Genomic DNA, 26,556 nt, shown 5'->3' on the forward strand with positions numbered 1-26,556 from the left:
CATTTTTTCGCAGGGAAAAAGAATTTTTTGTAGTTTACTTACACAATTTGCGGCGCAAGAACGGCGAAGTTGGGGAAACTATCGCCGCATCTTGTAGCTTAATTACGAAAAGTGCTTAGCTTCTAGCCAGTTAGCGCATACGGCGATAACCCGGCGATCAGTGCGCCTCATCCCAGTTCATGCCGACGCCCACATCGACCTTCAGCGGCACCGCCAGCGTCATGCTGCCTTCCATCAGTTGGCGGATACGCTGGCTGGCTTCGTCGATCACCGATTCATGCACCTCGAACACCAATTCATCGTGCACCTGCATGATCGCGCGCACCAACGGCTTCTCCTGCCCCTGCAGCCAGGCGTCGACCTCGATCATCGCACGCTTGATGATATCGGCCGCCGTGCCCTGCATCGGGGCGTTGATGGCGGCGCGCTCGGCCGCCTTGCGGCGCATGGCGTTGCTGGAGCGGACGTCCGGCAGATACAGACGGCGGCCGTCCAGCGTGCTGACATAGCCCTGCTCGGAAGCCTGCTGACGGGTGCGCTCCATGTAATCCAGCACGCCCGGGTAACGTTCGAAGTAGAGATCCATATAGCGCTGGGCTTCCCCACGCGGGATCCCCAGCTGACGCGCCAGGCCGAAAGCGCTCATGCCGTAAATCAAACCAAAGTTAATCGCCTTGGCGCTGCGGCGCTGCTCGCCGGTCACTTTATCCAGCGGCACGCCGAAGACTTCCGACGCCGTGGCGCGGTGAATGTCTTTCCCTTCGGCAAAGGCCTTCAGAAGCCCTTCATCCTGTGACAGATGCGCCATGATGCGCAGCTCGATCTGCGAGTAGTCGGCCGCGACGATGCGGTAACCTTCCGGCGCAATAAAGGCCTGGCGAATGCGCCGCCCTTCTTCGTTGCGCACCGGGATGTTCTGCAGGTTCGGATCGCTCGAGGAGAGGCGGCCAGTGGCGGTCACCGCCTGATGGTACGAGGTATGCACCCGGCCGCTGACCGGATTGATCATCAGCGGCAGCTTGTCGGTATAGGTGGTCTTCAGCTTCGCCAGGCCACGGTATTCCAGGATCACCTTCGGCAGCGGGTAGTCCAGCGCCAGCTCGGCAAGCACCTCTTCGTTAGTGGACGGCGCCCCGCCCGGGGTTTTCTTCAGCACCGGCAGCTTTTGTTTTTCGTACAGGATCGCCTGCAGTTGCTTGGTCGACGCCAGGTTGAACGGCTCTTCCGCCAGCTCGTGGGCCTGCGCTTCCAGCTCAGCCAAACGCTTGGCCAGCTCTTGGGAATGGGCCGACAAAATGGCCGGATCGATCAGCACCCCGGTGCGTTCGATATGCGACAGCACCGGCAGCAGCGGCATTTCAATCTCATTGAATACCGTCAGCAGTTCCGCGCTCTGTTTCAGCTGCGGCCACATCGCCAGGTGCAGCTGCAGCGTGACATCGGCGTCTTCAGCGGCGTAAGGCGCCGCCTGCTCCAGCGCGATCTGGTTGAACGTCAGCTGGTTTTTGCCCTTGCCGGCGATCTCTTCAAAGGTGATGGTTTTGTGGCCCAGATAACGATCGGCCAGGCTGTCCATATCGTGACGGCCGCCGACGCTGTCCAGCACATAGGACTCCAGCATGGTGTCGTAGGCGATGCCGCGCATCTCGATGCCGTAGCGCGCCAGCAGGCTCATGTCGAACTTCAGGTTTTGCCCGACCTTGAGCGCCTTCTCGTCCTCCAGCAGCGGCTTGAGCGCTTCCAGCACATAAGCGCGATCCAGCTGCGTCGGCGCATCCAGATAATCGTGCGCCACCGGCAAATAAGCCGCTTCGCCCGGCGCGATCGCGAAGGACAGGCCGATCAGGTTGGCGGTCAGGGTATCCAGACCGTCGGTTTCGGTATCAAAGGCAAACACGTCAGCCTTTTTCAGCCGCGCCAGCCAGTCGGTAAAGGTCGCTTCGTCCAGGATAGTGACATACCCATCCTGGGACAGCTTGGCTTCCGCCAAGGCTTTCGGCGCTTCCACGGCGGCAGCCGGTTTGGCGGCGCCGGCAGCTTTCGCGCCCGCGCCTTTCTTGTGTTCCAGCCAGACGCCGGCTTCCACGTCCGCCAGCCAGCGTTTGAACTCGTACTGTTTGAACAGCTGTTGCAACGTGTCGACATCCGGCGCGGAGACCGTCAGGTCCGCGCAGGTCAGATCCAGTTCGACGTCGGTTTTGATCGTCGCCAGTTTATAGGAGAGGTACGCGACCTCTTTGTTCTGCTCCAGCTTGGCCGCCATGGTTTTGGCGCCGCGGAAGCTCAGCGTGGCGATGTTCTCCAGATTACCGTACAGCGCATCCAGCCCGCCGATACCCTGCAGCAACGCCTGGGCGGTTTTCTCGCCCACGCCCGGTACGCCGGGAATGTTGTCCGATGAATCGCCCATCAGCGCCAGGAAGTCGATGATCAACTCCGGCGGAATGCCGTACTTGTCGCACACTTCCTGCGGACCGAGGATCGTGTTGTTCATGGTGTTGATCAGGGTGACGTTCGGCGTCACCAGCTGCGCCATGTCTTTGTCGCCGGTGCTGATCAGCACCGCATGGCCGGCCTTTTCGGCCTCCAGCGCCAGCGTACCGATAACGTCGTCCGCCTCAACGCCGGGCGTCACCAGCAGCGGCAGGCCCATCGCCTTGACCATGCTGTGCAGCGGCTCGATCTGCGCGCGCAGATCGTCCGGCATCGGCGGCCGGTGTGACTTGTATTCAGCGAAGAGATCATCGCGGAAGGTCTTCCCTTTGGCATCAAACACCACGGCAACGTGGCTCGGTTGATACTGCAGCAGCAGGCTGCGCAGCATATTCAGCACGCCGTACATCGCGCCGGTCGGCTCGCCCGCCGAGTTGGTCAGCGGCGGGAAGGCGTGATAAGCGCGGTAAAGGTAGGAGGAACCGTCAACCAGGATTAGTGGGTTTTCTGCAATCTGGGCCATAGCGTTTCTTTATCGTGATCGGACATAGGGGTAAGCATGCCATAGCTGGCCGTCGGAGACGAACCTTAGCGTGCATTGCGGACGAAAATGATGTGATTGTGTGCGAGGATCCGCAAGATCTTACCTGTTGATAACTTTGTGCATAGAAAAGAGACCGAATTATAACGCTGCGATTATCGTTATAACGGCGAATAAAATTCCTATTTAAATCACCGCGTTAAAAGAACGAATTCCGGCGACGCTTTATTATTGGCTTTTATTGGATTTGTGGATATAACTTTCGCCGGATTTTAATCGCACTATTCATCAAATTCGGCGCCTCAATTACCATAGCACAAGCTGGACAAGTTGCACGAAAACTCAGCAACTGGTTATCCGATGAGACGAAAAACAGTGATTTTTAGCGGCGCTTTACCCCGGCGATTTCTGTTAAAATGCGTTTTTGTTCATGCGTTTTGGCATGCAACGATGTTCCCAACAACCGTCAGCCCATAATCATGCCAAGATTGTTAACGCCTGTTATCTTTATCATTTCCGTCATACTTACCATTCTGGTGACGGTGTTGTGCTCCATCCCCATCACGCTGGCCGGCATCGTGAAACTCCTGGTGCCCATTCCCGCCGTCTGGCGATATATCTCGGCTTTCGCCGATTTCATGATGTGGTGTTGGTGCCAAGGGTTGGCGCTGTTATTGCGCATTAACGGGCAATTGCGTTGGGATATTGAAGGGCTGGAAGGGCTGGACCGCAAAAACTGGTATCTGCTGATCAGCAACCACGAAAGTTGGTCGGACATTGTCGTACTGTGCGTGCTGTTCAGAAATCATATTCCAATGAATAAGTATTTTCTCAAACAACAGCTCGCCTGGGTGCCTTTTGTCGGCCTGGCCTGCTGGGCGCTGGATATGCCATTCATGAAGCGTTACTCCCGCGCCTATTTGCTCAAGCATCCGGAAAAGCGCGGCAAGGATATCGAAACGACGCGCCGTTCCTGCGAAAAATTCCGCCAGCGTCCAACCACCATCGTCAATTTCGTCGAGGGTTCACGCTTCACCGAAGCCAAGAAAATTAAAAGCAATTCGCCGTATCGCAATTTGCTGGCGCCTAAAGCCGCCGGCATCGCGTTTACGCTCAGCGCGTTGGGCAATCAGTTCGACAAAGTATTGAACGTTACTCTGCTCTATCCGGAAAATAACCAACGGCCTTTTAGGGATATGCTGTGCGGGCGGCTGACGCGTATCGTGGTGAGAATAGAGACGCTGCCGATCGATGAAACCCTGCACGGGGACTACTTCAACGACAAGCAGTTCAAGCGGCGCTTCCAGCTGTGGCTGAATACGCTATGGCAGGAAAAAGATCGGTTGCTGGATAAATTGAAACGGCAATATGGATAAAAAAACGCCGGCGATGCCGGCGTTTTCGCATGGGGTCTGGCTTATTTCTGCTGGCTGAGGAATTTAACCACATCGGCGAACTGCTTCACGTAAGCGTCCATCGAGCTGGTGTCCAGGCCATCGTTCTTAACCATGTATTTGCCGTTGACGAATACCGCCGGCACGCCGCGCAGCTGCAGATCTTCTGCGGCTTTCTCTTGTTGAACCACCAGAGATTTCACCACGAAGCTGTTCCAGGCCGCATCATAATCTGCTGCGGTCACACCTGCTTTCACGAAGACATTACGGATATCATCCGGCGTTTGCACGGTCTGGGTTTTCTGCACCGCTTCAAACATCAGCGGGCTCACCTTGTCTTCCACGCCCAGCGCCATCGCCACCGCCCATGCCTGAGTCAGCTGTTTGCCCAACGGCCCCAGGAATTCAACGTGGTACTTGGTCATTTTGGTGCCGGCAGGCAGCGCTTTCTTTACGTTCTCAGACACATGATAGACCTGCTCGAACTGGTAGCAGTGCGGGCAGTAGAAGGAGAAGAACTCCAACACCTGCGGCTCGCCGGTCACCGGTTTGTCCAGAGTCACATACTGAGCGCCATCGCTAAACTGTGCCGCCGAGGCACTGAATGCCATCACCATGCCAACGAGCGCCAACCATATTTTTTTCATAAGACTAAACTCTCCATTGTGTTAAAGCTTCAATACATTGGCGTCAGCTGCAGAGGGGGCTCCTGCAACAGCTTAACCTGTTCGGTGAAGGCCGCAGTCTGAGACAACCAGAAATCAGACTCCGCCATCCACGGAAAACTCTTAGGGAAGGCCGGATCCTGCCAGCGGCGAGCGACCCAGGCCAGGTAATACACCATGCGCATCGCCCGCAGTGGTTCAATCAACGCCAGCTCGCGCTGATCGAACTCGGCAAATTCGCTATACGCCTCCAGCAAGACATCCAGCTGCATCAGTTGATCGCGACGTTCGCCGTGCAGCAACATCCACAGATCCTGCACTGCCGGGCCGTTGCGCGCGTCATCAAGATCGACGAACAGCGGGCCATCGCGCCACAGAATATTGCCCGGATGGCAATCACCGTGCAAACGGCGCGGCTGCCAGTTCAGATGCCAGTGCGACTTGATCGCCGCAATCAGATTATCCGTCGCCTGCAGGAACGCGTCATGCTGCGTTGCCGGTAGCAGCTCGCAATCGGCCAGCACCTGGCGCGGGGCGGTGAGGTACTCTTCAATCCCCATCGTTGGCCGCTCGGCGAACAAACGCTCACCGCCGACCTGGTGGATACGCCCCAGAAAACGGCCCACCCATTCCAACTGATCCAGATTGTCTATCTCGTATTGCCGGCCCCCCACGCTGGGGAACAGGGCAAAGAAAAAGCCGCCGTGCGTATGCAGCGTAGCGCCTTGCAGCGCCAACGGCGCCACCGCCGGGATCTCCGCGCCGGCCAGATCCAGAGCGAACTGATGTTCCTCGCCGATCTGTGCGGCGCTCCAGCGCTCCGGGCGGTAAAACTTCACCACGTAGCGCCGGCGATCTTCGTCCATAAACTGATAGACACGGTTCTCGTAGCTGTTCAGCGCCGTCAGGCCGGAATCGACGCGCAGGCCAACTCCTTCTAGCGCGTCCATAATCAAATCGGGCGACAGGGTGTCGAAATTAAAAGCAGAGTTATTCATAACGTTCGTTTGATCGCTGACAGCACGGTGCCGGGAATGAGAAATAGTAGCATTAATGGCGCATTTCACGCGCTATGCTTTCTCGCACCGCACGAGGATCAGTCCTTGATAACGCCGCGAGCGCGCAGCAGCGCCGTCTTAAAATCTTCTTCGTAATCTTTCTTCAGACCCGGGATCTGATCCGTGCCGGCGCTACCGCGCATTTTCAGGTGATAAATGAGAATGTCGTCGCTCAGTTCGGACAACTCGCCCTGGAAGCCCGCTTCCTTCGCCAGCTTTTGCAAAAACTGCATCAAATTGAGATCGGGATCTTCCTGCCAGGCCGGGTGCAACAGCTCGATCAACTCGTTTACGCGATGCGTTTTCATCTCAATATCGTCCAATAGCATGAATAAACTCACAAAGTAACAGGCTTACCCACGCAGTGAAAGAACCGGCTTGTCAATAAAGGTAAATCCTGATGTCACGTCTGCTTTAGCGCTACAATCAGCCCATCGACAAGGCGGGATAAACGAGATGCATAAAGAAATCAGCGGCGTCATTTTGGCCGGCGGACGGGCCACGCGCATGGGCGGTGAAGACAAAGGCCTGGTGTCGATTGGCGGGATCGCACTCTATCAACACGTATTGGCTCGGTTACGGCCGCAGGTGACTTCCATCGTCATCAGCGCCAATCGCAATCAGGCATGTTATCAGGCGAGCGGTTTGCCGGTGATTGGCGATCTGACGCCCGATTTCGCCGGGCCGCTGGCCGGCATGCTGGCCGGGCTCAAGCAATCTTCCAGCGAATGGGTGGCCTTCGTCCCTTGTGATGTCCCCGACTTTCCCGCCGACTTAGTCGCTCAGCTATGGCAGCAAAAAGGCGCGGCGCAGGCGGCCTTTGCCAGCGATGGCGAACGTGATCACCCCACCCTGGCGTTACTGCATAGCCAAATAGCGCCGCAGCTGGCCGACTATCTGGCGCGCGGTGAACGCAAGCTGATGCTGTTCTTACATCAAATTGGCGCACAACGCGTAGTGTTCAGCGGGCAACAAGCGGCATTTCATAACCTGAATACGCCGGCAGACTGCCGACATTGGCAACAAACACGAGAGCTAAAGAAATGAATCCTGTATTGCCCCCCTTGCTGGCCATCGGCGCTTACAGCGGTACGGGGAAAACCACCCTGCTCAAACAGCTGATCCCGTTGCTGAAACAGCGCCAGATACGGGTTGGGCTGATAAAGCATACGCACCACGATATGGATGTGGATACGCCGGGTAAAGACAGCTATGAGCTGCGTAAAGCGGGCGCAGACCAAACGCTGGTCGCCAGCGATCGGCGTTGGGCATTAATGACCGAAACGCCGGAGCAACAACCGTTGGATCTGCATTATCTGGCGGGGCGCTTTGACGCCGATAAGGTCGATTTGATCCTGGTGGAAGGGTTCAAACATGAACCGGTCAGCAAGATCCTGCTTTATCGGGCCGAGATCGGCAGACCGTTGGAAGATATGCTGGATCAGTTTGTTATAGCGGTAGCCAGCGACCGATCGCTATCCATCACGGTTAAGCAGCTGGATCTCAACCGACCGGAAAGCATCGCCGACTTTATTGTCGAGTGGTTGAAAGGCGCAGCGTAGCTGCGCTTTTTGACGTTTTACGCATAGCAAAAAGCCCTGAACGTCAGTTCAGGGCTTTCGGCTTTGTTTGATGCCTGGCAGTGTCCTACTCTCGCATGGGGAGACCCCACACTACCATCGGCGCTACGGCGTTTCACTTCTGAGTTCGGCATGGGGTCAGGTGGGACCACCGCGCTATTGCCGCCAGGCAAATTCGTTTCATTCCAATCGCTTCACTCTCGTGTCGCCATCAGAACCAATCTCGGAACTTCGCTGAAAATCTCTCTAAAAACACCTTCGGTGTTGTAAGGTTAAGCCTCACGGATCATTAGTACTGGTTAGCTCAATGCATCGCTGCACTTACACACCCAGCCTATCAACGTCTTAGTCTTAAACGTTCCTTCAGGGGCCTTGAAGGCCCAGGGAAGACTCATCTTGAGGCAAGTTTCGCGCTTAGATGCTTTCAGCGCTTATCTTTTCCGCACTTAGCTACCGGGCAATGCCATTGGCATGACAACCCGAACACCAGTGGTGCGTTCACTCCGGTCCTCTCGTACTAGGAGCAACCCCTCTCAATCTTCCAACGCCCACGGCAGATAGGGACCGAACTGTCTCACGACGTTCTAAACCCAGCTCGCGTACCACTTTAAATGGCGAACAGCCATACCCTTGGGACCTACTTCAGCCCCAGGATGTGATGAGCCGACATCGAGGTGCCAAACACCGCCGTCGATATGAACTCTTGGGCGGTATCAGCCTGTTATCCCCGGAGTACCTTTTATCCGTTGAGCGATGGCCCTTCCATTCAGAACCACCGGATCACTAAGACCTACTTTCGTACCTGCTCGAGCCGTCACTCTCGCAGTCAAGCTAGCTTATGCCTTTGCACTAACCTCACGATGTCCGACCGTGATTAGCTAACCTTCGTGCTCCTCCGTTACTCTTTGGGAGGAGACCGCCCCAGTCAAACTACCCACCAGACACTGTCCTCACCCCAGATTATGGGGCCGAGTTAGAACATCAAACATTAAAGGGTGGTATTTCAAGGATGGCTCCACGCAGACTGGCGTCCACGCTTCAAAGCCTCCCACCTATCCTACACATCAAGGCTCAATGTTCAGTGTCAAGCTATAGTAAAGGTTCACGGGGTCTTTCCGTCTTGCCGCGGGTACACTGCATCTTCACAGCGAGTTCAATTTCACTGAGTCTCGGGTGGAGACAGCCTGGCCATCATTACGCCATTCGTGCAGGTCGGAACTTACCCGACAAGGAATTTCGCTACCTTAGGACCGTTATAGTTACGGCCGCCGTTTACTGGGGCTTCGATCAAGAGCTTCGCCTTGCGGCTGACCCCATCAATTAACCTTCCAGCACCGGGCAGGCGTCACACCGTATACGTCCACTTTCGTGTTTGCACAGTGCTGTGTTTTTATTAAACAGTTGCAGCCAGCTGGTATCTTCGACTGGCTTCAGCTCCATCCGCGAGGGACTTCACCTACATGCCAGCGTGCCTTCTCCCGAAGTTACGGCACCATTTTGCCTAGTTCCTTCACCCGAGTTCTCTCAAGCGCCTTGGTATTCTATACCTGACCACCTGTGTCGGTTTGGGGTACGATTTAATGTTACCTGGAGCTTAGAGGATTTTCCTGGAAGCAGGGCATCAACTACTTCTGCACCGTAGTGCATCGTCATCACGCCTCAGGGTTAGTATGCAACCGGATTTACCAGGTCACACCCCCTACACGCTTAAACCGGGACAACCGTCGCCCGGCTAGCCTAGCCTTCTCCGTCCCCCCTTCGCAGTAACACCAAGTACAGGAATATTAACCTGTTTCCCATCGACTACGCTTTTCAGCCTCGCCTTAGGGGTCGACTCACCCTGCCCCGATTAACGTTGGACAGGAACCCTTGGTCTTCCGGCGAGCGGGCTTTTCACCCGCTTTATCGTTACTTATGTCAGCATTCGCACTTCTGATACCTCCAGCAACCCTCACAGGCCACCTTCACCGGCTTACAGAACGCTCCCCTACCCAACAACGCCTAAGCGTCGCTGCCGCAGCTTCGGTGCATGGTTTAGCCCCGTTACATCTTCCGCGCAGGCCGACTCGACCAGTGAGCTATTACGCTTTCTTTAAATGATGGCTGCTTCTAAGCCAACATCCTGGCTGTCTATGCCTTCCCACATCGTTTCCCACTTAACCATGACTTTGGGACCTTAGCTGGCGGTCTGGGTTGTTTCCCTCTTCACGACGGACGTTAGCACCCGCCGTGTGTCTCCCGTGATAACATTCTTCGGTATTCGGAGTTTGCATCGGTTTGGTAAGCCGGGATGGCCCCCTAGCCGAAACAGTGCTCTACCCCCGAAGATGAGTTCACGAGGCGCTACCTAAATAGCTTTCGGGGAGAACCAGCTATCTCCCGGTTTGATTGGCCTTTCACCCCCAGCCACAAGTCATCCGCTAATTTTTCAACATTAGTCGGTTCGGTCCTCCAGTTAGTGTTACCCAACCTTCAACCTGCCCATGGCTAGATCACCGGGTTTCGGGTCTATACCTTGCAACTATTCGCCCAGTTAAGACTCGGTTTCCCTACGGCTCCCCTATACGGTTAACCTTGCTACAAAATATAAGTCGCTGACCCATTATACAAAAGGTACGCAGTCACACCACGAAGGTGCTCCCACTGCTTGTACGTACACGGTTTCAGGTTCTATTTCACTCCCCTCGCCGGGGTTCTTTTCGCCTTTCCCTCACGGTACTGGTTCACTATCGGTCAGTCAGGAGTATTTAGCCTTGGAGGATGGTCCCCCCATATTCAGACAGGATGTCACGTGTCCCGCCCTACTCATCGAACTCACGACCTGTGCATTTTAGTGTACGGGGCTATCACCCTTTGCTGCGCGACTTTCCAGACGCTTCCACTAACACACAAGCCGATTCAGGTTCTGGGCTCCTCCCCGTTCGCTCGCCGCTACTGGGGGAATCTCGGTTGATTTCTTTTCCTCGGGGTACTTAGATGTTTCAGTTCCCCCGGTTCGCCTCATGCCACTATGTATTCATGACATGATAGTGTGTCGAAACACACTGGGTTTCCCCATTCGGGTATCGCCGGTTATAACGGTTCATATCACCTTACCGACGCTTTTCGCAGATTAGCACGCCCTTCATCGCCTCTGACTGCCTAGGCATCCACCGTGTACGCTTAGTCACTTAACCTCACAACCCGAAGATGTTTCCATCGTTCGTGCTGCAAACATTTGAGAGACTCTATGACAGGTTACTCTTCATCCCGGTACTTCTACGGAGGGATAAATTTCAGCCGTCATGTTTCAATTTTCAGCTTGTTCCAGATTGTTAAAGAGCAATATCTTAAACATGACTCGGAAGTCATCTTTAAGATATGGTGTATCGTCAGATACTTGAGACCGCCGCTTTCACCGGGTGGGTCGGAAGCTTGGCGTCCCCTAGGGGATTCGAACCCCTGTTACCGCCGTGAAAGGGCGGTGTCCTAGGCCTCTAGACGAAGGGGACACGACACCGTACTTTTATGACGCTTTTGCTCGTTACTTTTTCATCAGACAATCTGTGTGAGCACGCCACTCGAACTAATATCTTTAGGTAAGGAGGTGATCCAACCGCAGGTTCCCCTACGGTTACCTTGTTACGACTTCACCCCAGTCATGAATCACAAAGTGGTAAGCGCCCTCCCGAAGGTTAAGCTACCTACTTCTTTTGCAACCCACTCCCATGGTGTGACGGGCGGTGTGTACAAGGCCCGGGAACGTATTCACCGTAGCATTCTGATCTACGATTACTAGCGATTCCGACTTCATGGAGTCGAGTTGCAGACTCCAATCCGGACTACGACGTACTTTATGAGGTCCGCTTGCTCTCGCGAGGTCGCTTCTCTTTGTATACGCCATTGTAGCACGTGTGTAGCCCTACTCGTAAGGGCCATGATGACTTGACGTCATCCCCACCTTCCTCCAGTTTATCACTGGCAGTCTCCTTTGAGTTCCCGGCCGAACCGCTGGCAACAAAGGATAAGGGTTGCGCTCGTTGCGGGACTTAACCCAACATTTCACAACACGAGCTGACGACAGCCATGCAGCACCTGTCTCAGAGTTCCCGAAGGCACCAAAGCATCTCTGCTAAGTTCTCTGGATGTCAAGAGTAGGTAAGGTTCTTCGCGTTGCATCGAATTAAACCACATGCTCCACCGCTTGTGCGGGCCCCCGTCAATTCATTTGAGTTTTAACCTTGCGGCCGTACTCCCCAGGCGGTCGATTTAACGCGTTAGCTCCGGAAGCCACGCCTCAAGGGCACAACCTCCAAATCGACATCGTTTACAGCGTGGACTACCAGGGTATCTAATCCTGTTTGCTCCCCACGCTTTCGCACCTGAGCGTCAGTCTTCGTCCAGGGGGCCGCCTTCGCCACCGGTATTCCTCCAGATCTCTACGCATTTCACCGCTACACCTGGAATTCTACCCCCCTCTACGAGACTCTAGCTTGCCAGTTTCAAATGCAGTTCCCAGGTTGAGCCCGGGGATTTCACATCTGACTTAACAAACCGCCTGCGTGCGCTTTACGCCCAGTAATTCCGATTAACGCTTGCACCCTCCGTATTACCGCGGCTGCTGGCACGGAGTTAGCCGGTGCTTCTTCTGCGAGTAACGTCAATTGATGAACGTATTAAGCTCACCACCTTCCTCCTCGCTGAAAGTGCTTTACAACCCGAAGGCCTTCTTCACACACGCGGCATGGCTGCATCAGGCTTGCGCCCATTGTGCAATATTCCCCACTGCTGCCTCCCGTAGGAGTCTGGACCGTGTCTCAGTTCCAGTGTGGCTGGTCATCCTCTCAGACCAGCTAGGGATCGTCGCCTAGGTGAGCCATTACCCCACCTACTAGCTAATCCCATCTGGGCACATCTGATGGCAAGAGGCCCGAAGGTCCCCCTCTTTGGTCTTGCGACGTTATGCGGTATTAGCTACCGTTTCCAGTAGTTATCCCCCTCCATCAGGCAGTTTCCCAGACATTACTCACCCGTCCGCCGCTCGTCACCCGGGGAGCAAGCTCCCCTGTTCTACCGCTCGACTTGCATGTGTTAAGCCTGCCGCCAGCGTTCAATCTGAGCCATGATCAAACTCTTCAATTAAAAGCTTGATTTGCTTCCACTCGAGAAGCGATGCTCAAAGATTTACTGCATGAATTTTACTTCAGTTAGTCACTCTTCAAGACTTGATATTTTTTTGCATCCGAAGATGCTGGATATCGTCTTGTGGAGTGCCCACACAGATTGTCTGATAAATTGTTAAAGAGCAGTGCCGAGAAACTCATCGGCGCGGGCTGCGTATACTACGCTTTTCGCCCGGAGAGTCAAGCATTTATTTCGCTTTCTTCTCGCTAACCCGGCGGCTTGTCAGTCGTTGTTCCCGGTCAGTGGAGGCGCATTATAGGGAGTTCTCGGCAGGCCGCAACCCCTAATTGCAAAAAACTTTTCAAGCGCGTTTTTTTTCAACAAAAGGGCGAAAAAGCGGCGAATTTATGTCACTTTTTCAGGCAAACAGCCATAAAAGCTGGCGATCACTGGAGTAAAATAGAAATAACGATGTCAGTAAGGATCCGCAGCCATGCCGTTAAATGCACAACAACAGGCCGCCCAACGCAATCTTTCTTATCTGCTTGCAGAAAAACTCGGCCAACAAATTCTGGCAGGCGATTATCAGGCCGGCAGCATCCTGCCTGGTGAAATGGAACTGGGCGAGCAATTCGGCGTCAGCCGTACCGCAGTGCGCGAAGCGGTGAAGATGTTAGCCGCCAAAGGCATGTTATTGCCGCGCCCGCGCATTGGCACCCGCGTGATGCCGCAAAGCCAATGGAATTTCCTCGATCAAGATTTACTGACCTGGTGGATGACGCGGGAAAACTTCGATCAGGTGATGCAACACTTCCTTATCTTGCGCACCTCGCTGGAGCCGCAGGCCTGCGCGTTGGCGGCAAACCACGCCAGCCCGCAGCAAACCAAGTTGCTGGCGGGGCTGATGGCGGAAATGCGCGCGCTGCATACCCAGTTTGATCGCGAGCGTTGGATCCAGGTCGATACCCAATTCCACCAGCTCATCTACGAGGCCAGCGGCAACCCGTTCCTGACCTCGTTCGCCAACCTGTTCAGTTCGGTGTACCAAAGCTACTTCCGCGCCATCACCGGCAATGAAGTGATCAAGCTGCGCCATCATCAGGCTATCGTCGATGCGATACTCGCCGGAGACAGCGCAGGCGCCCTCGTCGCCTGCCAGGTATTGCTGAAAGAGAAAGACTAGACACGCTCCCCGCTTATATATAGAAGAAAGAGACGAGGGACAGACGACCATTTAACCAGGACCGACCATGACCCAATCCGCGCGCAGTATGGCAGGACTACCGTGGATCGCCGCAATGGCGTTCTTTATGCAGGCGCTGGACGCCACTATCCTCAACACCGCGCTGCCGGCGATCGCCCAAAGCCTGGGGCGTTCGCCGCTGGCGATGCAATCGGCCGTCATCAGCTACACGCTGACGGTGGCAATGCTGATCCCGGTCAGCGGCTGGCTGGCGGATCGCTTCGGCACTCGACGGGTATTCATCTTCGCCGTCACGTTATTCACCCTCGGTTCGCTGCTGTGCGCCTTGTCTCCTACGTTGAGCGCGCTGGTTGCCTCTCGCGTGCTGCAGGGCATCGGCGGCGCGATGATGATGCCGGTCGCGCGCTTGGCGCTGCTGCGCGCCTACCCGCGCAGCGAACTGCTGCCGGTGCTGAACTTCGTCACCATGCCCGGCCTGGTCGGGCCGATTCTGGGGCCGCTGCTGGGCGGCTGGCTGGTAACCTACGCCACCTGGCACTGGATTTTCCTGATCAATATCCCTATCGGTCTGCTCGGCATCTTCTATGCACGCAAATACATGCCGGACTTCACCACGCCCAAACGCCGCTTCGATTTCCTTGGCTTTATGCTGTTCGGCCTGAGCCTGGTGCTGATCTCCACCGGGCTGGAGCTGTTTGGCGAGCGGGTGCTGGCCAGCTACGTTTCGCTGGGCATTCTGCTCAGCGGCTTCGTAATGCTGTTCGGCTACATCGCGCACGCACGCCGCCATCCTCAGCCACTGATCGGTCTCGACCTGTTCAAAACCCGCACCTTCTCGGTCGGCATCGCCGGCAACGTCGCCTCCAGACTGGGCACCGGCTGCGTGCCGTTTTTAATGCCGCTCATGCTGCAGGTGGGATTCGGCTACACGGCGATCGTCGCCGGTTGCATGATGGCGCCAACCGCCATCGGCTCGCTGATGGCGAAATCCACCGTCACTCAGGTACTGCGCTGGTTCGGCTACCGTAAAACGCTGGTCGGCATCACCGTTATCATCGGGGTGCTGATCGCCCAGTTCGCCCTGCAAAGCCCGGGCATGCCGCTGTGGCTGATGATCCTGCCGCTGTTCGTGCTGGGCATGGCGATGTCCACCCAGTTCACCGCCATGAACACCATCAGCCTGGCGGATTTGAACGACGCCAACGCCAGCGCCGGCAACAGCGTCCTGGCGGTCACCCAACAGCTGTCCATCAGCTTCGGCGTGGCGATCAGCGCGGCGGTGCTGCGTTTTTACGAATCCCTGTCGTTAGGCACCATGATCGACCACTTCCATTACACCTTTATCACCATGGGGATCGTCACCGTGGCGTCGGCGCTGGTGTTTATGTTGCTGAGAAGGAAAGATGGCCGCAATTTGATCAGCGGCCAGGAAAGCAAGAAAGAAGCGAAGGCGGCCAGTTAACGGCGCCCCACCGAGGCGCGTTCCACCAGCTCGGGCGTCAGCACCAGCACCTGGGGTGCGCGCTCCGGGTTCTGCAGGCGGTTGATCAGCGCATCGATCGCCAATTCGCCCAGCGAATCCTTCGGTTGGTGAATGGTGCTCAGCGGTGGCGCCAAATAACGCGCCAGCTCAATGTCATCGTAACCCATCACCGCCATATCCTGCGGCACGGAAAGCCCGGCCTGATACAGCGCCTGATAAACGCCTACCGCCACCGCGTCGTTGCCGGCGAACACCGCATGCGGCGGCTCGTCCAGCGCCAGCAGTTGGCGCATGGCGTTTACCCCGCCCTCAAACTCAAAGTCGCAATGCACTTCATACCCTGGCGGAACCGGCAATCCGGCGCGACGCATCGCGTTGCGATAACCTTCCAGTCGGTGACGGGCGGTGGTTTTATCCTGCGGGCCGGCGATGCAGGCGATCTTGCGGTAGCCGCGGGCGATCAGATGGTCGGTCGCCATCTCGCCGCCCAGCAGCGAGTTATCCTGAATAATGTCGTTGGCGCCCTCGAACGGCGCCCAGTCCATCATCACGATCGGCAATGACGGGTAGCGGCTCAGGGCATCTTGCGATGGCCGGTGGTTTTCGGTGCACATCAACAGCAAACCGTCGACGCGCTTTTGCAGCAGCGTCTCCATGCTGCGGTTCATGCGCGCGGCGTCTTCTTCGGTATTGCACAGAATTAAACTGTAGCCGCGTTCATAGCAGCTGCGCTCCACGCCGCGCACCACTTCGGCATAAAACGGGTTGTTGCTGGCGGTCACCAGCATGCCGATGGTGCGCGTCTGATTGAGCTTCAGGCTGCGCGCCAGCGCGGAAGGCGCATAGTTCAGCTGTTCCACGGCCGCCATGACCTTGTCGCGCACGCTGTCGCTGACAAAGCGATTGTTGTTGACCACATGCGAAACGGTAGAAGTTGAAACGCCCGCCAGGCGGGCGACATCTTTCATGGTGGCCAAAGGATCACCCCTGCTGCTGCAAGAAGGCGTCGATCTCTTCACGCCACGGCACCGAAGGCTGCGCGCCTGGGCGGGTCACGGCGATCGCCGCCGCCGCATGGGCGAAACGCACCGCGTCGGCCATGACCTTGCCTTCCAACAGGGCGGTCACCAGCGCACCGTTAAAGGTATCGCCGGCGGCGATGGTATCCACCGCTTGCACCTTGAAGCCGGGCACCCGTTTGCCGCTGCCGTTGCCGTTTTCGCTCAGCCACACGCCGCGGCTACCGAGGGTGATGATCACCGTCGCGATGCCCTTGTCGTGCAGCGCCTGCGCCGCACGCGCCGCATCGTCGTCGTTGTCCACGGCGATGCCGGTCAGGCGCTGGGCTTCGGTTTCATTCGGGGTGATGATATCGATCATGGCCAACAGCTCGTCCGGCAGCTCGCGCGCCGGGGCCGGGTTGAGGATCACCTGCGTTTGATGTTGTTTCGCCAGGTGGGCGGCGGCGATCACCGTCTCCAGCGGCGACTCCAGCTGCATCAGCAGGGCATCGGCGTCGATCACTTTTTGTTGGTAGCGCGCCAGGTAATCCGGCGTCACCGCGGCGTTGGCGCCGGCATCAATGCCGATCACGTTCTCGCCTTCGGCGTTGACGAAGATCAGCGCCACGCCGGTGGTGCTGTCGGCGATGGCTTCAATCGGTTGAGTATCAATGCGATCGCTCGCCAGCTGCCGGCGGATACGCTCACCGATATCATCGGCGCCTACGCAGGCGATAAAGGCGATCTCCGCCCCGCTGCGCCCGGCCGCCACCGCCTGATTCGCGCCCTTGCCGCCAAACGCCACCTTATACTGTTTCCCGATCACCGTTTCGCCCGGGTGGGGGAACTGTTCAATATTGAGGATATGGTCGGCATTGATGCTGCCAAGAACCACCAGCTTACCTGTTTCCATCGCATTGATTCCTGAATTGCGCGCCATCGTAAACGCCCCGTTCCGATGGCGCTGGTATGACTTACTGAGTGACCAGCTTCAAATCCACCGGGATGGTCGCCGGCACTTTTTCGCCTTTCAGCACCTTATCGGCGGTTTCCACACCGATCACGCCGATCTGATCGGGGCGCTGCGCCACGGTCGCCGCCAGCTTGCCGCCTTCGACCGCTTTCACGCCGTCGGCGGTGCCGTCGAAGCCTACCACGATCACGTCGGTTTTACCGGCAGTTTGCAGCGCACGCAGCGCGCCCAACGCCATTTCATCGTTCTGGGCAAATACCGCCTGCACATCCGGGTGAGCGGTCAGCAGGTTCTGCATCACGTTCAGACCCTTGGTGCGATCGAAATCGGCCGGCTGGCTGGCCAACAGTGTGAATTTATTCTGATCCAGCGACTGTTTGAAGCCTTCGCCGCGTTCACGCGCGGCGGAGGTGCCGGCAATGCCTTCCAGCTGAATCACCTTGGCATCGGTGCCCGCTTTCTTGGCGATGAAGTCGCCGGCCATTTTGCCGCCCACGCGGTTATCCGAAGCGATGTGGCTCACCACGTCGCCCTTGCTCGCCACGCGGTCCAGCGTGATGACCGGGATCTTAGCCTGGTTGGCCATCTTGATGGCGTTACCCACCGCGTCGGAGTCGGTCGGGTTGATCAACAGCAGCTTGGGCGCCCGCACCATCAGATCCTGCACGTTGGCCAGCTCTTTCGCCGGGTTGTTCTGGGAATCCAACACCACCAGGTTGTAGCCCAACTTGTTGGCCTCTTGCTGCGCACCATCCTTCATCGAAACGAAGAACGGGTTGTTGAGGGTGGACACCACCAGCGCGATGGTGTCTTTGGCCATGGCATTGGCGCTCAGGGTGGCGCTCAGCGCGATGGCGGAGGCTAAGGTTGCCAGTTTTTTCATTTTCATCATCGTGATTCCTGTAGGGGGAGGTTACTTGTTGCTTTTGTTATCTACCAGAACCGCCAGCAGTATCACCACTGCCTTCACGATCATTTGGTAGTAGGAAGAAACACCCAATAAATTCAGGCCGTTGTTCAGGAAGCCGAGGATCAGTGCCCCGATCAGCGTGCCGACGATGCGCCCCTTGCCGCCGGCCAGGCTGGTGCCGCCCAGCACCACGGCGGCGATGGCGTCCAGCTCATAGCCGGTGCCGGCGGTTGGCTGCGCCGACGACAGGCGCGCCACTTCGATTACCCCAGCCAACGCCGCCAGCAGGCCGCACAGCGAGTAGACGATAATCTTCACTTTATCGACGCTGATGCCGGACAGACGGGTCGCCGCTTCGTTGCCGCCCAGGGCATAAATATAGCGGCCCAGGCGCGTATGGTGCAGCATATACCAGGCGGCGATGAACACGATCGCCATGATCCAGATCGGCGTAGGCACGCCCAGCGGACGGCCGATGCCGAACCAGCCGAAAGTGTCGGCCACATCGGTGAAACCGGTGTTGATCGGGCTGCCGTTGGTGTACACCATGGTGACGCCGCGCAGCAACAGCATCATCACCAGCGTGGCGATAAAGGCCTGCACTTTGCCTTTGGCGACGATCACTCCGGTGCAGGCGCCAACCGCGGCGCCCAGCGCCAGTGCCGCCGCCACCGCCACCAGCGCGTTGACCTCAAAGCCGACGATCGACGCCGCCACCGCGCCGGTCAGCGCCAGTAGCGATCCCACCGACAGATCGATGCCGGACGTGAGGATCACCAGCGTCATCCCCACCGCCATGATGGCGTTCACCGAGGTCTGCTGCAGAATATTGAACAGGTTGTTCAGGGTGAAGAAGTTCGGGCTCATGGAAGAGACCACGGCGATCAGCACCAGCAGCGCAATCAACGACTTCTGCTCTAACAGCCACTCTTTACTGAACCAGCGCTTAGCTGCGATAGTCTGGGAACTCATATCTGATTACTCCTGCTTTACGCCGTATTGCTTGCCGACGGCTGCCGCCATCAACGCTTCCTGGGTGGCCTGTTCAATCGGGAACTCGCCGCTGAGATGCCCTTCGTGCATCACCAGAATGCGATCGCTCATGCCCATCACCTCCGGCATTTCCGAAGACACCAGAATGATGCTCAGCCCTTCCTGTTTGAACTGGTTGATTAACTGATAGATCTCTTTTTTGGCGCCGACGTCGACGCCGCGCGTCGGCTCATCGAGGATCAGCACCTTCGGCCGAGTCATCAGGCCGCGGGCGATCGCCACTTTCTGCTGATTGCCGCCGGAAAGCAGACCGATCGGTTGCTCCATCGACGGCGTTTTGATATTGAACAGGCGGATGAAGTCCCCCACCGCCTGCCGCTCGTCGGCCTGCTTCAGGCTGCCGTCGGCGCGGCTGAAGTAGCGCAGCGCGGTCAGCGACATGTTTTCCTTCACCGACATGCCCAGCACCAGGCCGTCGCGCTTGCGGTCTTCCGAGATATAGACGATGCCGTTCGCCAACCCATCCTGCGGCGAATGGGTGACCACCTCGCGGCCGTCCAGGCTGACGGTGCCGGCCTTGCGCGGGGCGGCGCCATACAGGATCTTCATCAATTCGGTGCGCCCGGCGCCCATCAGCCCGGCCACGCCGAGGATCTCGCCGCGATACAGCGTAAAGCTGACGTCTTCAACGCCGGGGCCGGAAAGGTGGCTGACGTCCAGCCGCTTTTCCCCGCGCGGCAAATCAAGGCGCGGGTATTGTTCTTCCAGCTTGCGGCCGACCATCATCTCAATCAGCGAATCTTCCTGCAGCTCGCTCACCGGCCGCTCGGCGATGAACTGCCCGTCGCGAAATACCGTCACGTCGTCGCAGATTTCAAAAATCTCTTTCAGGCGGTGCGAGATATAGACGATGCCGCGCCCTTCGGCCTTCAGCTCGTTGATCACCTTGAACAGCGAGGCGGTTTCGGTATCGGTCAGCGCATCGGTCGGTTCGTCCATGATGATCACTTTCGATTCGAAGCTCAGCACCTTGGCGATCTCCACCATCTGCTGATCGCCGATCGACAGCTCGCCCACCAGCCGATGGCTGCTGTAGCGCAGGTTGAGGCGCGCCAGCAAGCGATCGGCCTCGGCGTACATGCGCTTCCAGTCAATGCGGCCGAAACGGTTGACGAACTCGCGGCCGAGGAAGATGTTTTCCGCAATCGTCAGTTGCGGGATCAGGTTCAGCTCCTGATGGATAATGCCGATGCCCGCTTCCTGCGAATCCTTGGGCCCGTTGAATACCACCTCTTTACCGAGAAAATACTGACTGCCGGCGTCTTTCTGGTAGATGCCGGTCAGCACTTTCATCATGGTGGACTTCCCGGCGCCGTTTTCCCCCACCAGCGCCATCACCTTGCCGGGATAGACGCTGAGGGCGGCGCCAGAAAGCGCCTTCACGCCGGGAAAGGCTTTATCAATCCCTTTCAGTTGCAGTAAAGGTTGCATACGCGCCTCAGAAAGTTACGCCGGCGCACAGGATCACGGTCGCGTAAGGCGAACACTCCCCGCTGCGAATCACCGCCCGGCTGTGCTCGGTTTGCGCTTTAAACGCCTGATGGCTGATATAGCGCACGCTGATGGTGTTACCCTGGCGTTGGCCCAGTGCGGTCAGTTCCGCCAGCAGCGCCTCGTGGAGCGACGGATTCTGTTTCACGATCTCTTCCGCCAGGATGGCGCTTTCTACCTGCATCTCTTGCGTGACCGCCGCGAACACCTGCATGAAAGTCGGCACGCCCTGCGTCAGCGCCAGATCGATGCGCTGCGTTTCCGCCGGTATCGGCAGGCCCGCGTCGCACAGAGTGAGCTGGTCGGTATGCCCCAGCCGGGCAATCACGGCAGACACGTCGGAATTCAGTAATACGCCTTTTTTCATCTTCTCACTCCGCTAGCGAAACGTTTCGCTCTTTGGAGGAGTTTAAAAAAACGGCAGGGGAAGGCAACCAGGACAATGCAGAAGTGTGATCGTTATCGAAACGTTTCGTTCGCGCACGGAGAAAGCGCAAACAAAAGGGGCTCAGCCTAGCTGAGCCCCTGTCAGGCGGGTTAGATCTCGACCTGCGTGCCGAGCTCGATGACCCGGTTCGGCGGGATTTCGAACTGATCCGGCGCGCGCAGCGCATTGCGGCTCAGAGCAACGAACAGTTTGCCGCGCAGGTAGAGGTACCATGGCCGCTTGGTGAGGATCAGCGATTCATGGGACATGAAGAACGACGTCTCCGACATGCGGCACGGCAACCCTTCCAGCCCGCAGCGGTGGAACACTTCCTCCACGTTCGGCGTTTCGCGCCAGCCGTAACTGGCCACCACCCGCCAGAAGGTCGGCGACAGCTGCTCGATGGTCACCCGACGCACGTTGTGCACGTAAGGCGCATCCTCGGTGCGCAGCGTCAGCAACACCACACGCTCGTGCAGCACCTTGTTGTGCTTCAGGTTGTGCAGCAGCGCAAAAGGAATGACGTTGGTGGCGCGCGACAAGAAGACCGCGGTGCCCGGCACCCGCACCGGCGGCGATTTCTCCAGCGAGGCGATCATCGCCTCCAGCGAGTTGCCGTGCTCATGCAGGCGGCGCAGCAGGCGGAAGCGCTCGCTCTTCCAGGTGGTCATAATGATGAACATCACCAGCGCCAAGGTCAGCGGCAGCCAGCCGCCGGAGAACAGCTTCAGGGCGTTGGCGGAAAACATCGGCACGTCGATGATCAGCAAGATGGTCACGATGCCGATCGCCAGGAAGCGATTCCAGTGCCAGTTATTGATCGCCACCGAGGTGACCAGAATGCTGGTCAACACCATGGTGCCGGTGACCGCGATGCCGTACGCCGCCGCCAGGTTGCTGGAGTGCTCGAAGCCGATGATCACCAGCACCACCGAGATGTACAGCGTCCAGTTGATCACCGGAATGTAGATCTGGCCGGATTCCATTTCCGAAGTGTGAATGATGCGCATCGGCGACAGATAGCCCAGGCGCACCGCCTGGCGAGTCAGCGAGAAGACGCCGGAAATCACCGCCTGCGAAGCGATCACCGTCGCCAGGGTCGCCAGAATCAGCAGCGGGATCAGCGCCCAATCAGGCGCCAACAGGAAGAACGGGTTTTTGATCGCCTCAGGATTTTTCAGCAGCAGCGCCCCCTGGCCGAAGTAGTTGAGCACCAGCGAAGGCAGCACCACGGTGAACCAGGCCAGACGGATCGGGAACTTGCCGAAGTGCCCCATATCGGCATACAGCGCCTCGACGCCGGTGATCGACAACACCACCGCCCCCAGAGCGAAGAACGACACCTTCTTATATTCCATGAAGAAATTGAGCGCCCATTTGGGATTCAGCGCCTGCAGCACTTCCGGGTTCGAAATGATGCTGCGCGCGCCCAGCACCGCCAACACGATGAACCACAGCAGCATTACCGGGGCGAACAGCTTGCCGACGCTGCCGGTGCCGTGCTTTTGGATAACGAACAGCAGCGTCAGCACCAGAATGGAGAGCGGCACGATATAGGCGTCAAGCGCAGGCGCGGCGATTTCCAACCCCTCTATCGCCGACATCACCGAGATCGCCGGGGTGATCACCACCTCGCCATAGAAGAAGCTGCCGCCGATCAGGCCCAGTATCACCAACACCGCAGTGGTGCGCGCCGAGGTATTGCGCCCGGCCAGCGACATCAGCGTCAGAATGCCGCCCTCGCCGGCGTTGTCCGCGCGCATCACGTAGGTGAGATATTTGAGGGAAACGATCACGATCAGCATCCAGAAAATCAGCGACAGGAAGCCGAAAACCACGTCTGGACGAACATCGAAGCCGTAATGGCCGGAGAAACACTCTCTCAACGTATAGAGAGGGCTGGTGCCGATATCACCGTAGACCACGCCGATGGCAGCCAAGGTTACCGCCGATAAGGACTGCTTATGCTCTGCGCTCATAATTCGTTTCTTTATCAGAACATCCGTTAGCGATGCATCCGCATCAGGCAAAATACGGGCTCAAAGATCCGTCACGCCCACCAGAAAGCCGCACAGTATGCACCATTTATACCGCTTGCCTACCCTTATATCAGAGCCGAAAAATAAACAAAATGTGAACCGAATATCCGGCTTAACTTAGAAAAATATTACTAATCAACAGGCTATACCACTAAAAATAATGGTGGTTTATCATCGGATTATCGACCAAGATTGGCTAACTCTCGGACAATGCGACAATTATATGACGCCATCATCCCTTCTGGCAGAACGAATTTCCCGCCTCAGCAACGCGCTGGAGAGCGGTCTTTATGAGCGGCAAGAGGCAATCCGTCTGTGCCTGCTGGCGGCGCTGAGCGGCGAAAGCGTATTCCTGCTCGGCCCGCCCGGCATCGCCAAGAGCCTGATCGCGCGCCGGCTGAAGTTTGCCTTCCGCAACGCCCGCTCCTTTGAATACCTGATGACGCGTTTTTCCACGCCGGAGGAGGTCTTCGGCCCGCTCTCGATTCAGGCGCTGAAAGATGAGGGGCGCTATCAGCGTCTGACCGCCGGCTATCTGCCGGAAGCGGAGATCGTGTTTCTGGACGAGATCTGGAAGGCCGGCCCGGCGATCCTTAACACCCTGCTGACGGCGATCAACGAACGCCGTTTTCGCAACGGCAACAGCGAAGAACCGATCCCGCTGCGCCTGCTGGTCACCGCCTCCAACGAACTGCCCGAAGCGGACAACAGCCTCGAAGCCTTATATGACCGCATGCTGATCCGTCTGTGGCTGGACAAGGTGCAGGATAAACAGAATTTCCGCTCGCTGCTGGTCAACCGCCAGAGCGAAAGCCAAAACCCGGTGCCGGCAGCGCTGAGCATCAGCGACGAAGAGTTTCTGCAGTGGCAACCGCAGATCGACAAAGTTGCGCTGCCGGAAGCCTGTTTTGAGCTGATCTTCCAGCTGCGCCAGCGGCTGGATGCGCTGGAGCAGGCGCCTTACGTCTCCGATCGGCGCTGGAAAAAAGCCCTGCGCCTGCTGCAAGCCTGCGCCTTCTTCAGCGGGCGCGACGCCATCGCCCCGCTCGACCTGATGCTATTGAAAGACTGCCTGTGGCACGATCTCACCTCGCTGAAGCTGCTGCAACAGCAGATCGATCAGTTGCTGACCGAGTCGGCCTATCAGCAACAATCGATGCTGATCCAGTTGCAACAGATCCACACCCGCTGGCTGCAGGACCAGCAACAGCAAAGCGATCGGCAGGCCATCAGCCTGGTGAAAAAGGGCGGCATGTTCAGCCGTAAACCGCAATACGCGCCGGCCACGCCGTTCCCCGGCGGCCCCCTCACCCTGCTGCTGCAAAAACCGCTGCAGCTGCATGACATTCAGGTCAATCATCTGAGCATCGAAAGCAGCGCGCTGGACAACTGGCTGCAAAAAGGCGGTGACGTGCGCGCCAAGCTAAATGGCATCGGCTTCGCGCAGCCGATCGATTTGGACGTGGACGATCAACTGCACCTCACGGTGTTGGACGTCAGCCGCCAGCCGTCATTGCTGGCGCTGCCGGGCAAACAGGCCACCGCCACGCCGCAAGCGCTGCTGGATGAAATGGACGGATTGGCCCAGCGCCTGGCGGAGCAACGCCGCGCCTTCAGCCAACATCAGCCCTGTCTGTTCACGCCCGCAGCCGGCCTGGCCAAGATCGAAGCCAGTCTGCTGCAGGTCGCGGAACAGGTTAAACAACAACTGCAGCAAATGCGCGGCCAGTAACCATGCTCAGTCTGGAGACGCTCGATCTGCTGCTGGCGATCACCGAAGGCGAGATGATCGAGGAGATGATCGTCGGCATGCTGGCGGCGCCGCAGCTGTCGGTATTCTTTAAAAAGTTTCCGGCCCTTCGCCGGGCGCTGGATCGCGATCTGCCGCGTTGGAAGCTGCAGCTTAAGGAACGTCTGCAGGAGGCGATGGTGCCGCCGGCGCTGGCGCAGGAATTTTACCGCTACCAACAGTGCCAGTTGGAGAACAACACCCAGTTTTATCACAACCTCAACGACACGATGGAACTGCTGCGCCAGCTGGTCTCACCGTTTTATGAACAGGCGCGCGCGCTGGTGGACGCCGCCGATCTGCCCAATCACCCGCTTGACGACAGCTTTCAAACCCTGTTTCTGCAGCGCTGGCGCATCAGCCTGACGCTGCAGGCCACCATGCTGCACCACCAGTTGCTGGAACAAGAGCGCGAGCAGCTGATGGCGGAGCTGCAGGAGCGCCTGGCGCTGAGCGGCGCGCTGGAGCCGCTGCTGTCGGAAAATGACACCGCCGCCGGCAGGCTGTGGGACATGAGCAAAGGCCAGCTGCAGCGTGGCGATTACCAGCGGCTGGTGGAGTACGGCAACTTTTTGCAGCAGCAGCCGGAGCTGAAAAAGCTGGCGCAACAGCTGGGCCGCAGCTATCAGGCCAAGGCGGTGCAGCAACAGGACGCGCAGCCGGAGCCGTTCAGGGTCATGGTGCAGGTGCCGGCCACGCTGCCGGAAGAAGTGAGCGGCATTCATCAGAGCGACGACATCCTGCGCCTGCTGCCGCCGGAGCTGGCGACGCTGGGGATAGAAGAGCTGGAATTCGAGTTCTACCGCCGCCTGTTGGAAAAGCGGCTGCTGAGCTACCGTCTGCAAGGCGACGTCTGGCAGGAACAGATCCTGATCCGCCAGGTCACTCACCAGCAGCAGGATCAACAGCCGCGCGGGCCGTTTATCGTCTGCGTGGACACCTCCGGATCGATGGGCGGTTTTAACGAACAGTGCGCCAAGGCCTTCTGTCTGGCGCTGCTGCGCATTGCGCTGGCGGACAACCGCCGCTGCTATATCATGCTGTTCGCCAACCAGATCGTGCATTACGAACTCACCGCCGCCAGCGGCATCGAACAAGCGGTGCGCTTTCTCGGCCAGCAGTTTCGCGGCGGCACCGATCTGGCGGCCTGCCTGAACGCCACCGTCACCAAAATGGCGGAGAGCGGCTGGTTCGACGCCGATGCGGTGATCATTTCCGATTTTATCGCCCAGCGGTTGCCGGAGGAGGTAATAAAGAAGGTGAAACAGCAGCAACAAAGCCACCAGCAACGTTTCCACGCGGTGGCGATGTCCGCTTACGGCAAACCCGGCATCATGCGCATCTTCGATCATATCTGGCGCTTTGATACCGGGTTGAAAAGCCGTTTGATGCGCCGCTGGCGGCGCTAGGCG

The 26,556-nt window shown here is 57.7% G+C and carries 18 protein-coding genes, 1 tRNA gene and 3 rRNA genes; 7 read left to right on the plus strand and 15 right to left on the minus strand.

Going from position 1 to position 26,556, the window contains the following annotated elements; translation table 11 throughout:
- Nucleotides 1-157 precede the first annotated feature (157 nt).
- On the minus strand, nt 158-2,956 hold the full coding sequence (polA, locus tag IT763_RS23020; protein WP_197759376.1) for a DNA polymerase I: 2,799 nt from the start codon (nt 2,954-2,956) through the stop codon (nt 158-160).
- Between the two features lie 497 nt (nt 2,957-3,453).
- Between polA and IT763_RS23025 the strand changes: the two genes are divergently transcribed.
- Nucleotides 3,454-4,350 (plus strand): acyltransferase, encoded by an 897-nt coding sequence (locus IT763_RS23025; protein ID WP_028128069.1) that lies wholly within the window; start codon nt 3,454-3,456, stop codon nt 4,348-4,350.
- 41 nt (nt 4,351-4,391) lie between these two features.
- Here the strand turns inward: IT763_RS23025 and dsbA are convergent, their stop codons facing one another.
- From dsbA to IT763_RS23040, 3 genes are all read right to left on the minus strand, one after another.
- The gene (dsbA, locus tag IT763_RS23030) at nt 4,392-5,015 is read right to left on the minus strand and encodes a thiol:disulfide interchange protein DsbA (RefSeq protein WP_004931264.1); all 624 of its coding nucleotides are present in this window, start codon (nt 5,013-5,015) and stop codon (nt 4,392-4,394) included.
- A gap of 29 nt (nt 5,016-5,044) precedes the next feature.
- Nucleotides 5,045-6,031: a serine/threonine protein kinase gene (locus IT763_RS23035; protein WP_049299557.1), complete on the minus strand. Its 987-nt coding sequence runs from the start codon at nt 6,029-6,031 to the stop codon at nt 5,045-5,047.
- A 98-nt stretch (nt 6,032-6,129) separates the two neighbouring features.
- A complete protein-coding gene (locus IT763_RS23040) occupies nt 6,130-6,399 on the minus strand; it encodes a YihD family protein (protein ID WP_004931268.1) in 270 nt (89 codons plus the stop codon).
- Nucleotides 6,400-6,547: 148 nt separating this feature from the next.
- Between IT763_RS23040 and mobA the strand changes: the two genes are divergently transcribed.
- Entirely contained in the window at nt 6,548-7,138 is a 591-nt protein-coding gene (mobA, locus tag IT763_RS23045; RefSeq protein ID WP_049299556.1) for a molybdenum cofactor guanylyltransferase MobA, read from the plus strand.
- A complete protein-coding gene (gene mobB / locus IT763_RS23050; protein ID WP_049299555.1) occupies nt 7,135-7,653 on the plus strand; it encodes a molybdopterin-guanine dinucleotide biosynthesis protein MobB in 519 nt (172 codons plus the stop codon). Before mobA ends, mobB begins: the two co-directional genes overlap by 4 nt.
- A 72-nt stretch (nt 7,654-7,725) precedes the next feature.
- Here mobB and rrf read toward each other — a convergent pair.
- The 4 genes from rrf to IT763_RS23070 form a co-directional block, all read right to left on the minus strand.
- Nucleotides 7,726-7,841: ribosomal RNA gene (gene rrf, locus IT763_RS23055) — 5S ribosomal RNA — on the minus strand.
- Nucleotides 7,842-7,939: 98 nt separating this feature from the next.
- Nucleotides 7,940-10,847, minus strand: a 23S ribosomal RNA gene (locus IT763_RS23060).
- 239 nt (nt 10,848-11,086) lie between these two features.
- A tRNA-Glu gene (locus tag IT763_RS23065) sits at nt 11,087-11,162 on the minus strand.
- A gap of 88 nt (nt 11,163-11,250) precedes the next feature.
- Nucleotides 11,251-12,792 (minus strand): 16S ribosomal RNA (locus IT763_RS23070).
- Together the 16S, 23S and 5S rRNA genes with 1 tRNA gene alongside form the textbook arrangement of a ribosomal RNA operon.
- A gap of 475 nt (nt 12,793-13,267) precedes the next feature.
- On the opposite strand from IT763_RS23070, the gene IT763_RS23075 reads away from it, so the two are divergent.
- Both IT763_RS23075 and mdtD read left to right on the plus strand, forming a co-directional pair.
- Nucleotides 13,268-13,957 (plus strand): FadR/GntR family transcriptional regulator, encoded by a 690-nt coding sequence (locus IT763_RS23075; RefSeq protein WP_004933751.1) that lies wholly within the window; start codon nt 13,268-13,270, stop codon nt 13,955-13,957.
- A 67-nt stretch (nt 13,958-14,024) separates the two neighbouring features.
- Entirely contained in the window at nt 14,025-15,440 is a 1,416-nt protein-coding gene (mdtD, locus tag IT763_RS23080) for a multidrug transporter subunit MdtD (protein ID WP_025160302.1), read from the plus strand.
- Here mdtD and rbsR read toward each other — a convergent pair.
- The 7 genes from rbsR to kup form a co-directional block, all read right to left on the minus strand.
- Nucleotides 15,437-16,438 (minus strand): ribose operon transcriptional repressor RbsR, encoded by a 1,002-nt coding sequence (rbsR, locus tag IT763_RS23085; RefSeq protein WP_025160301.1) that lies wholly within the window; start codon nt 16,436-16,438, stop codon nt 15,437-15,439. The genes mdtD and rbsR overlap by 4 nt on opposite strands.
- A 4-nt stretch (nt 16,439-16,442) precedes the next feature.
- A complete protein-coding gene (gene rbsK, locus IT763_RS23090; RefSeq protein ID WP_164053766.1) occupies nt 16,443-17,375 on the minus strand; it encodes a ribokinase in 933 nt (310 codons plus the stop codon).
- Between the two features lie 61 nt (nt 17,376-17,436).
- Nucleotides 17,437-18,324, minus strand: a complete 888-nt coding sequence (gene rbsB / locus IT763_RS23095) for a ribose ABC transporter substrate-binding protein RbsB (RefSeq protein ID WP_049299635.1) — start codon at nt 18,322-18,324, stop codon at nt 17,437-17,439.
- 24 nt (nt 18,325-18,348) lie between these two features.
- Entirely contained in the window at nt 18,349-19,317 is a 969-nt protein-coding gene (rbsC, locus tag IT763_RS23100; RefSeq protein ID WP_004933766.1) for a ribose ABC transporter permease, read from the minus strand.
- A 6-nt stretch (nt 19,318-19,323) separates the two neighbouring features.
- The gene (gene rbsA, locus IT763_RS23105) at nt 19,324-20,829 is read right to left on the minus strand and encodes a ribose ABC transporter ATP-binding protein RbsA (RefSeq protein ID WP_016929626.1); all 1,506 of its coding nucleotides are present in this window, start codon (nt 20,827-20,829) and stop codon (nt 19,324-19,326) included.
- Between the two features lie 7 nt (nt 20,830-20,836).
- Nucleotides 20,837-21,256, minus strand: coding sequence for a D-ribose pyranase (gene rbsD / locus IT763_RS23110; RefSeq protein WP_206195044.1), 420 nt, complete (start codon nt 21,254-21,256; stop codon nt 20,837-20,839).
- A 170-nt stretch (nt 21,257-21,426) separates the two neighbouring features.
- Nucleotides 21,427-23,295 carry a low affinity potassium transporter Kup gene (gene kup / locus IT763_RS23115; protein ID WP_015379467.1) on the minus strand — a complete coding sequence of 623 codons (1,869 nt, stop codon included), beginning with the start codon at nt 23,293-23,295 and terminating at the stop codon, nt 21,427-21,429.
- 283 nt (nt 23,296-23,578) lie between these two features.
- Between kup and ravA the strand changes: the two genes are divergently transcribed.
- Entirely contained in the window at nt 23,579-25,087 is a 1,509-nt protein-coding gene (ravA, locus tag IT763_RS23120) for an ATPase RavA (protein WP_152903354.1), read from the plus strand.
- 2 nt (nt 25,088-25,089) lie between these two features.
- Complete coding sequence (gene viaA, locus IT763_RS23125; protein ID WP_004933781.1) at nt 25,090-26,553, plus strand: ATPase RavA stimulator ViaA; 1,464 nt, start codon at nt 25,090-25,092, stop codon at nt 26,551-26,553.
- Nucleotides 26,554-26,556: the final 3 nt, after the last annotated feature.

Source organism: Serratia sp. CMO1 (assembly GCF_015689115.1).
GTDB classification, from domain to species: Bacteria; Pseudomonadota; Gammaproteobacteria; order Enterobacterales; family Enterobacteriaceae; genus Serratia; species Serratia marcescens.

Coding starts and splice junctions, on each gene's coding strand:
- rbsB (WP_049299635.1), bottom strand. CDS start 18,324: ATGAAAATGAAAAAACTGGCAACCTTAGCCTCCGCCATCGCGCTGAGC.
- mobB (WP_049299555.1), top strand. CDS start 7,135: ATGAATCCTGTATTGCCCCCCTTGCTGGCCATCGGCGCTTACAGCGGT.
- polA (WP_197759376.1), bottom strand. CDS start 2,956: ATGGCCCAGATTGCAGAAAACCCACTAATCCTGGTTGACGGTTCCTCC.
- kup (WP_015379467.1), bottom strand. CDS start 23,295: ATGAGCGCAGAGCATAAGCAGTCCTTATCGGCGGTAACCTTGGCTGCC.
- IT763_RS23025 (WP_028128069.1), top strand. CDS start 3,454: ATGCCAAGATTGTTAACGCCTGTTATCTTTATCATTTCCGTCATACTT.
- IT763_RS23075 (WP_004933751.1), top strand. CDS start 13,268: ATGCCGTTAAATGCACAACAACAGGCCGCCCAACGCAATCTTTCTTAT.
- IT763_RS23040 (WP_004931268.1), bottom strand. CDS start 6,399: ATGAAAACGCATCGCGTAAACGAGTTGATCGAGCTGTTGCACCCGGCC.
- mdtD (WP_025160302.1), top strand. CDS start 14,025: ATGACCCAATCCGCGCGCAGTATGGCAGGACTACCGTGGATCGCCGCA.
- viaA (WP_004933781.1), top strand. CDS start 25,090: ATGCTCAGTCTGGAGACGCTCGATCTGCTGCTGGCGATCACCGAAGGC.
- IT763_RS23035 (WP_049299557.1), bottom strand. CDS start 6,031: ATGAATAACTCTGCTTTTAATTTCGACACCCTGTCGCCCGATTTGATT.
- mobA (WP_049299556.1), top strand. CDS start 6,548: ATGCATAAAGAAATCAGCGGCGTCATTTTGGCCGGCGGACGGGCCACG.
- rbsK (WP_164053766.1), bottom strand. CDS start 17,375: ATGGAAACAGGTAAGCTGGTGGTTCTTGGCAGCATCAATGCCGACCAT.
- dsbA (WP_004931264.1), bottom strand. CDS start 5,015: ATGAAAAAAATATGGTTGGCGCTCGTTGGCATGGTGATGGCATTCAGT.
- rbsD (WP_206195044.1), bottom strand. CDS start 21,256: ATGAAAAAAGGCGTATTACTGAATTCCGACGTGTCTGCCGTGATTGCC.
- ravA (WP_152903354.1), top strand. CDS start 23,579: ATGACGCCATCATCCCTTCTGGCAGAACGAATTTCCCGCCTCAGCAAC.
- rbsA (WP_016929626.1), bottom strand. CDS start 20,829: ATGCAACCTTTACTGCAACTGAAAGGGATTGATAAAGCCTTTCCCGGC.
- rbsC (WP_004933766.1), bottom strand. CDS start 19,317: ATGAGTTCCCAGACTATCGCAGCTAAGCGCTGGTTCAGTAAAGAGTGG.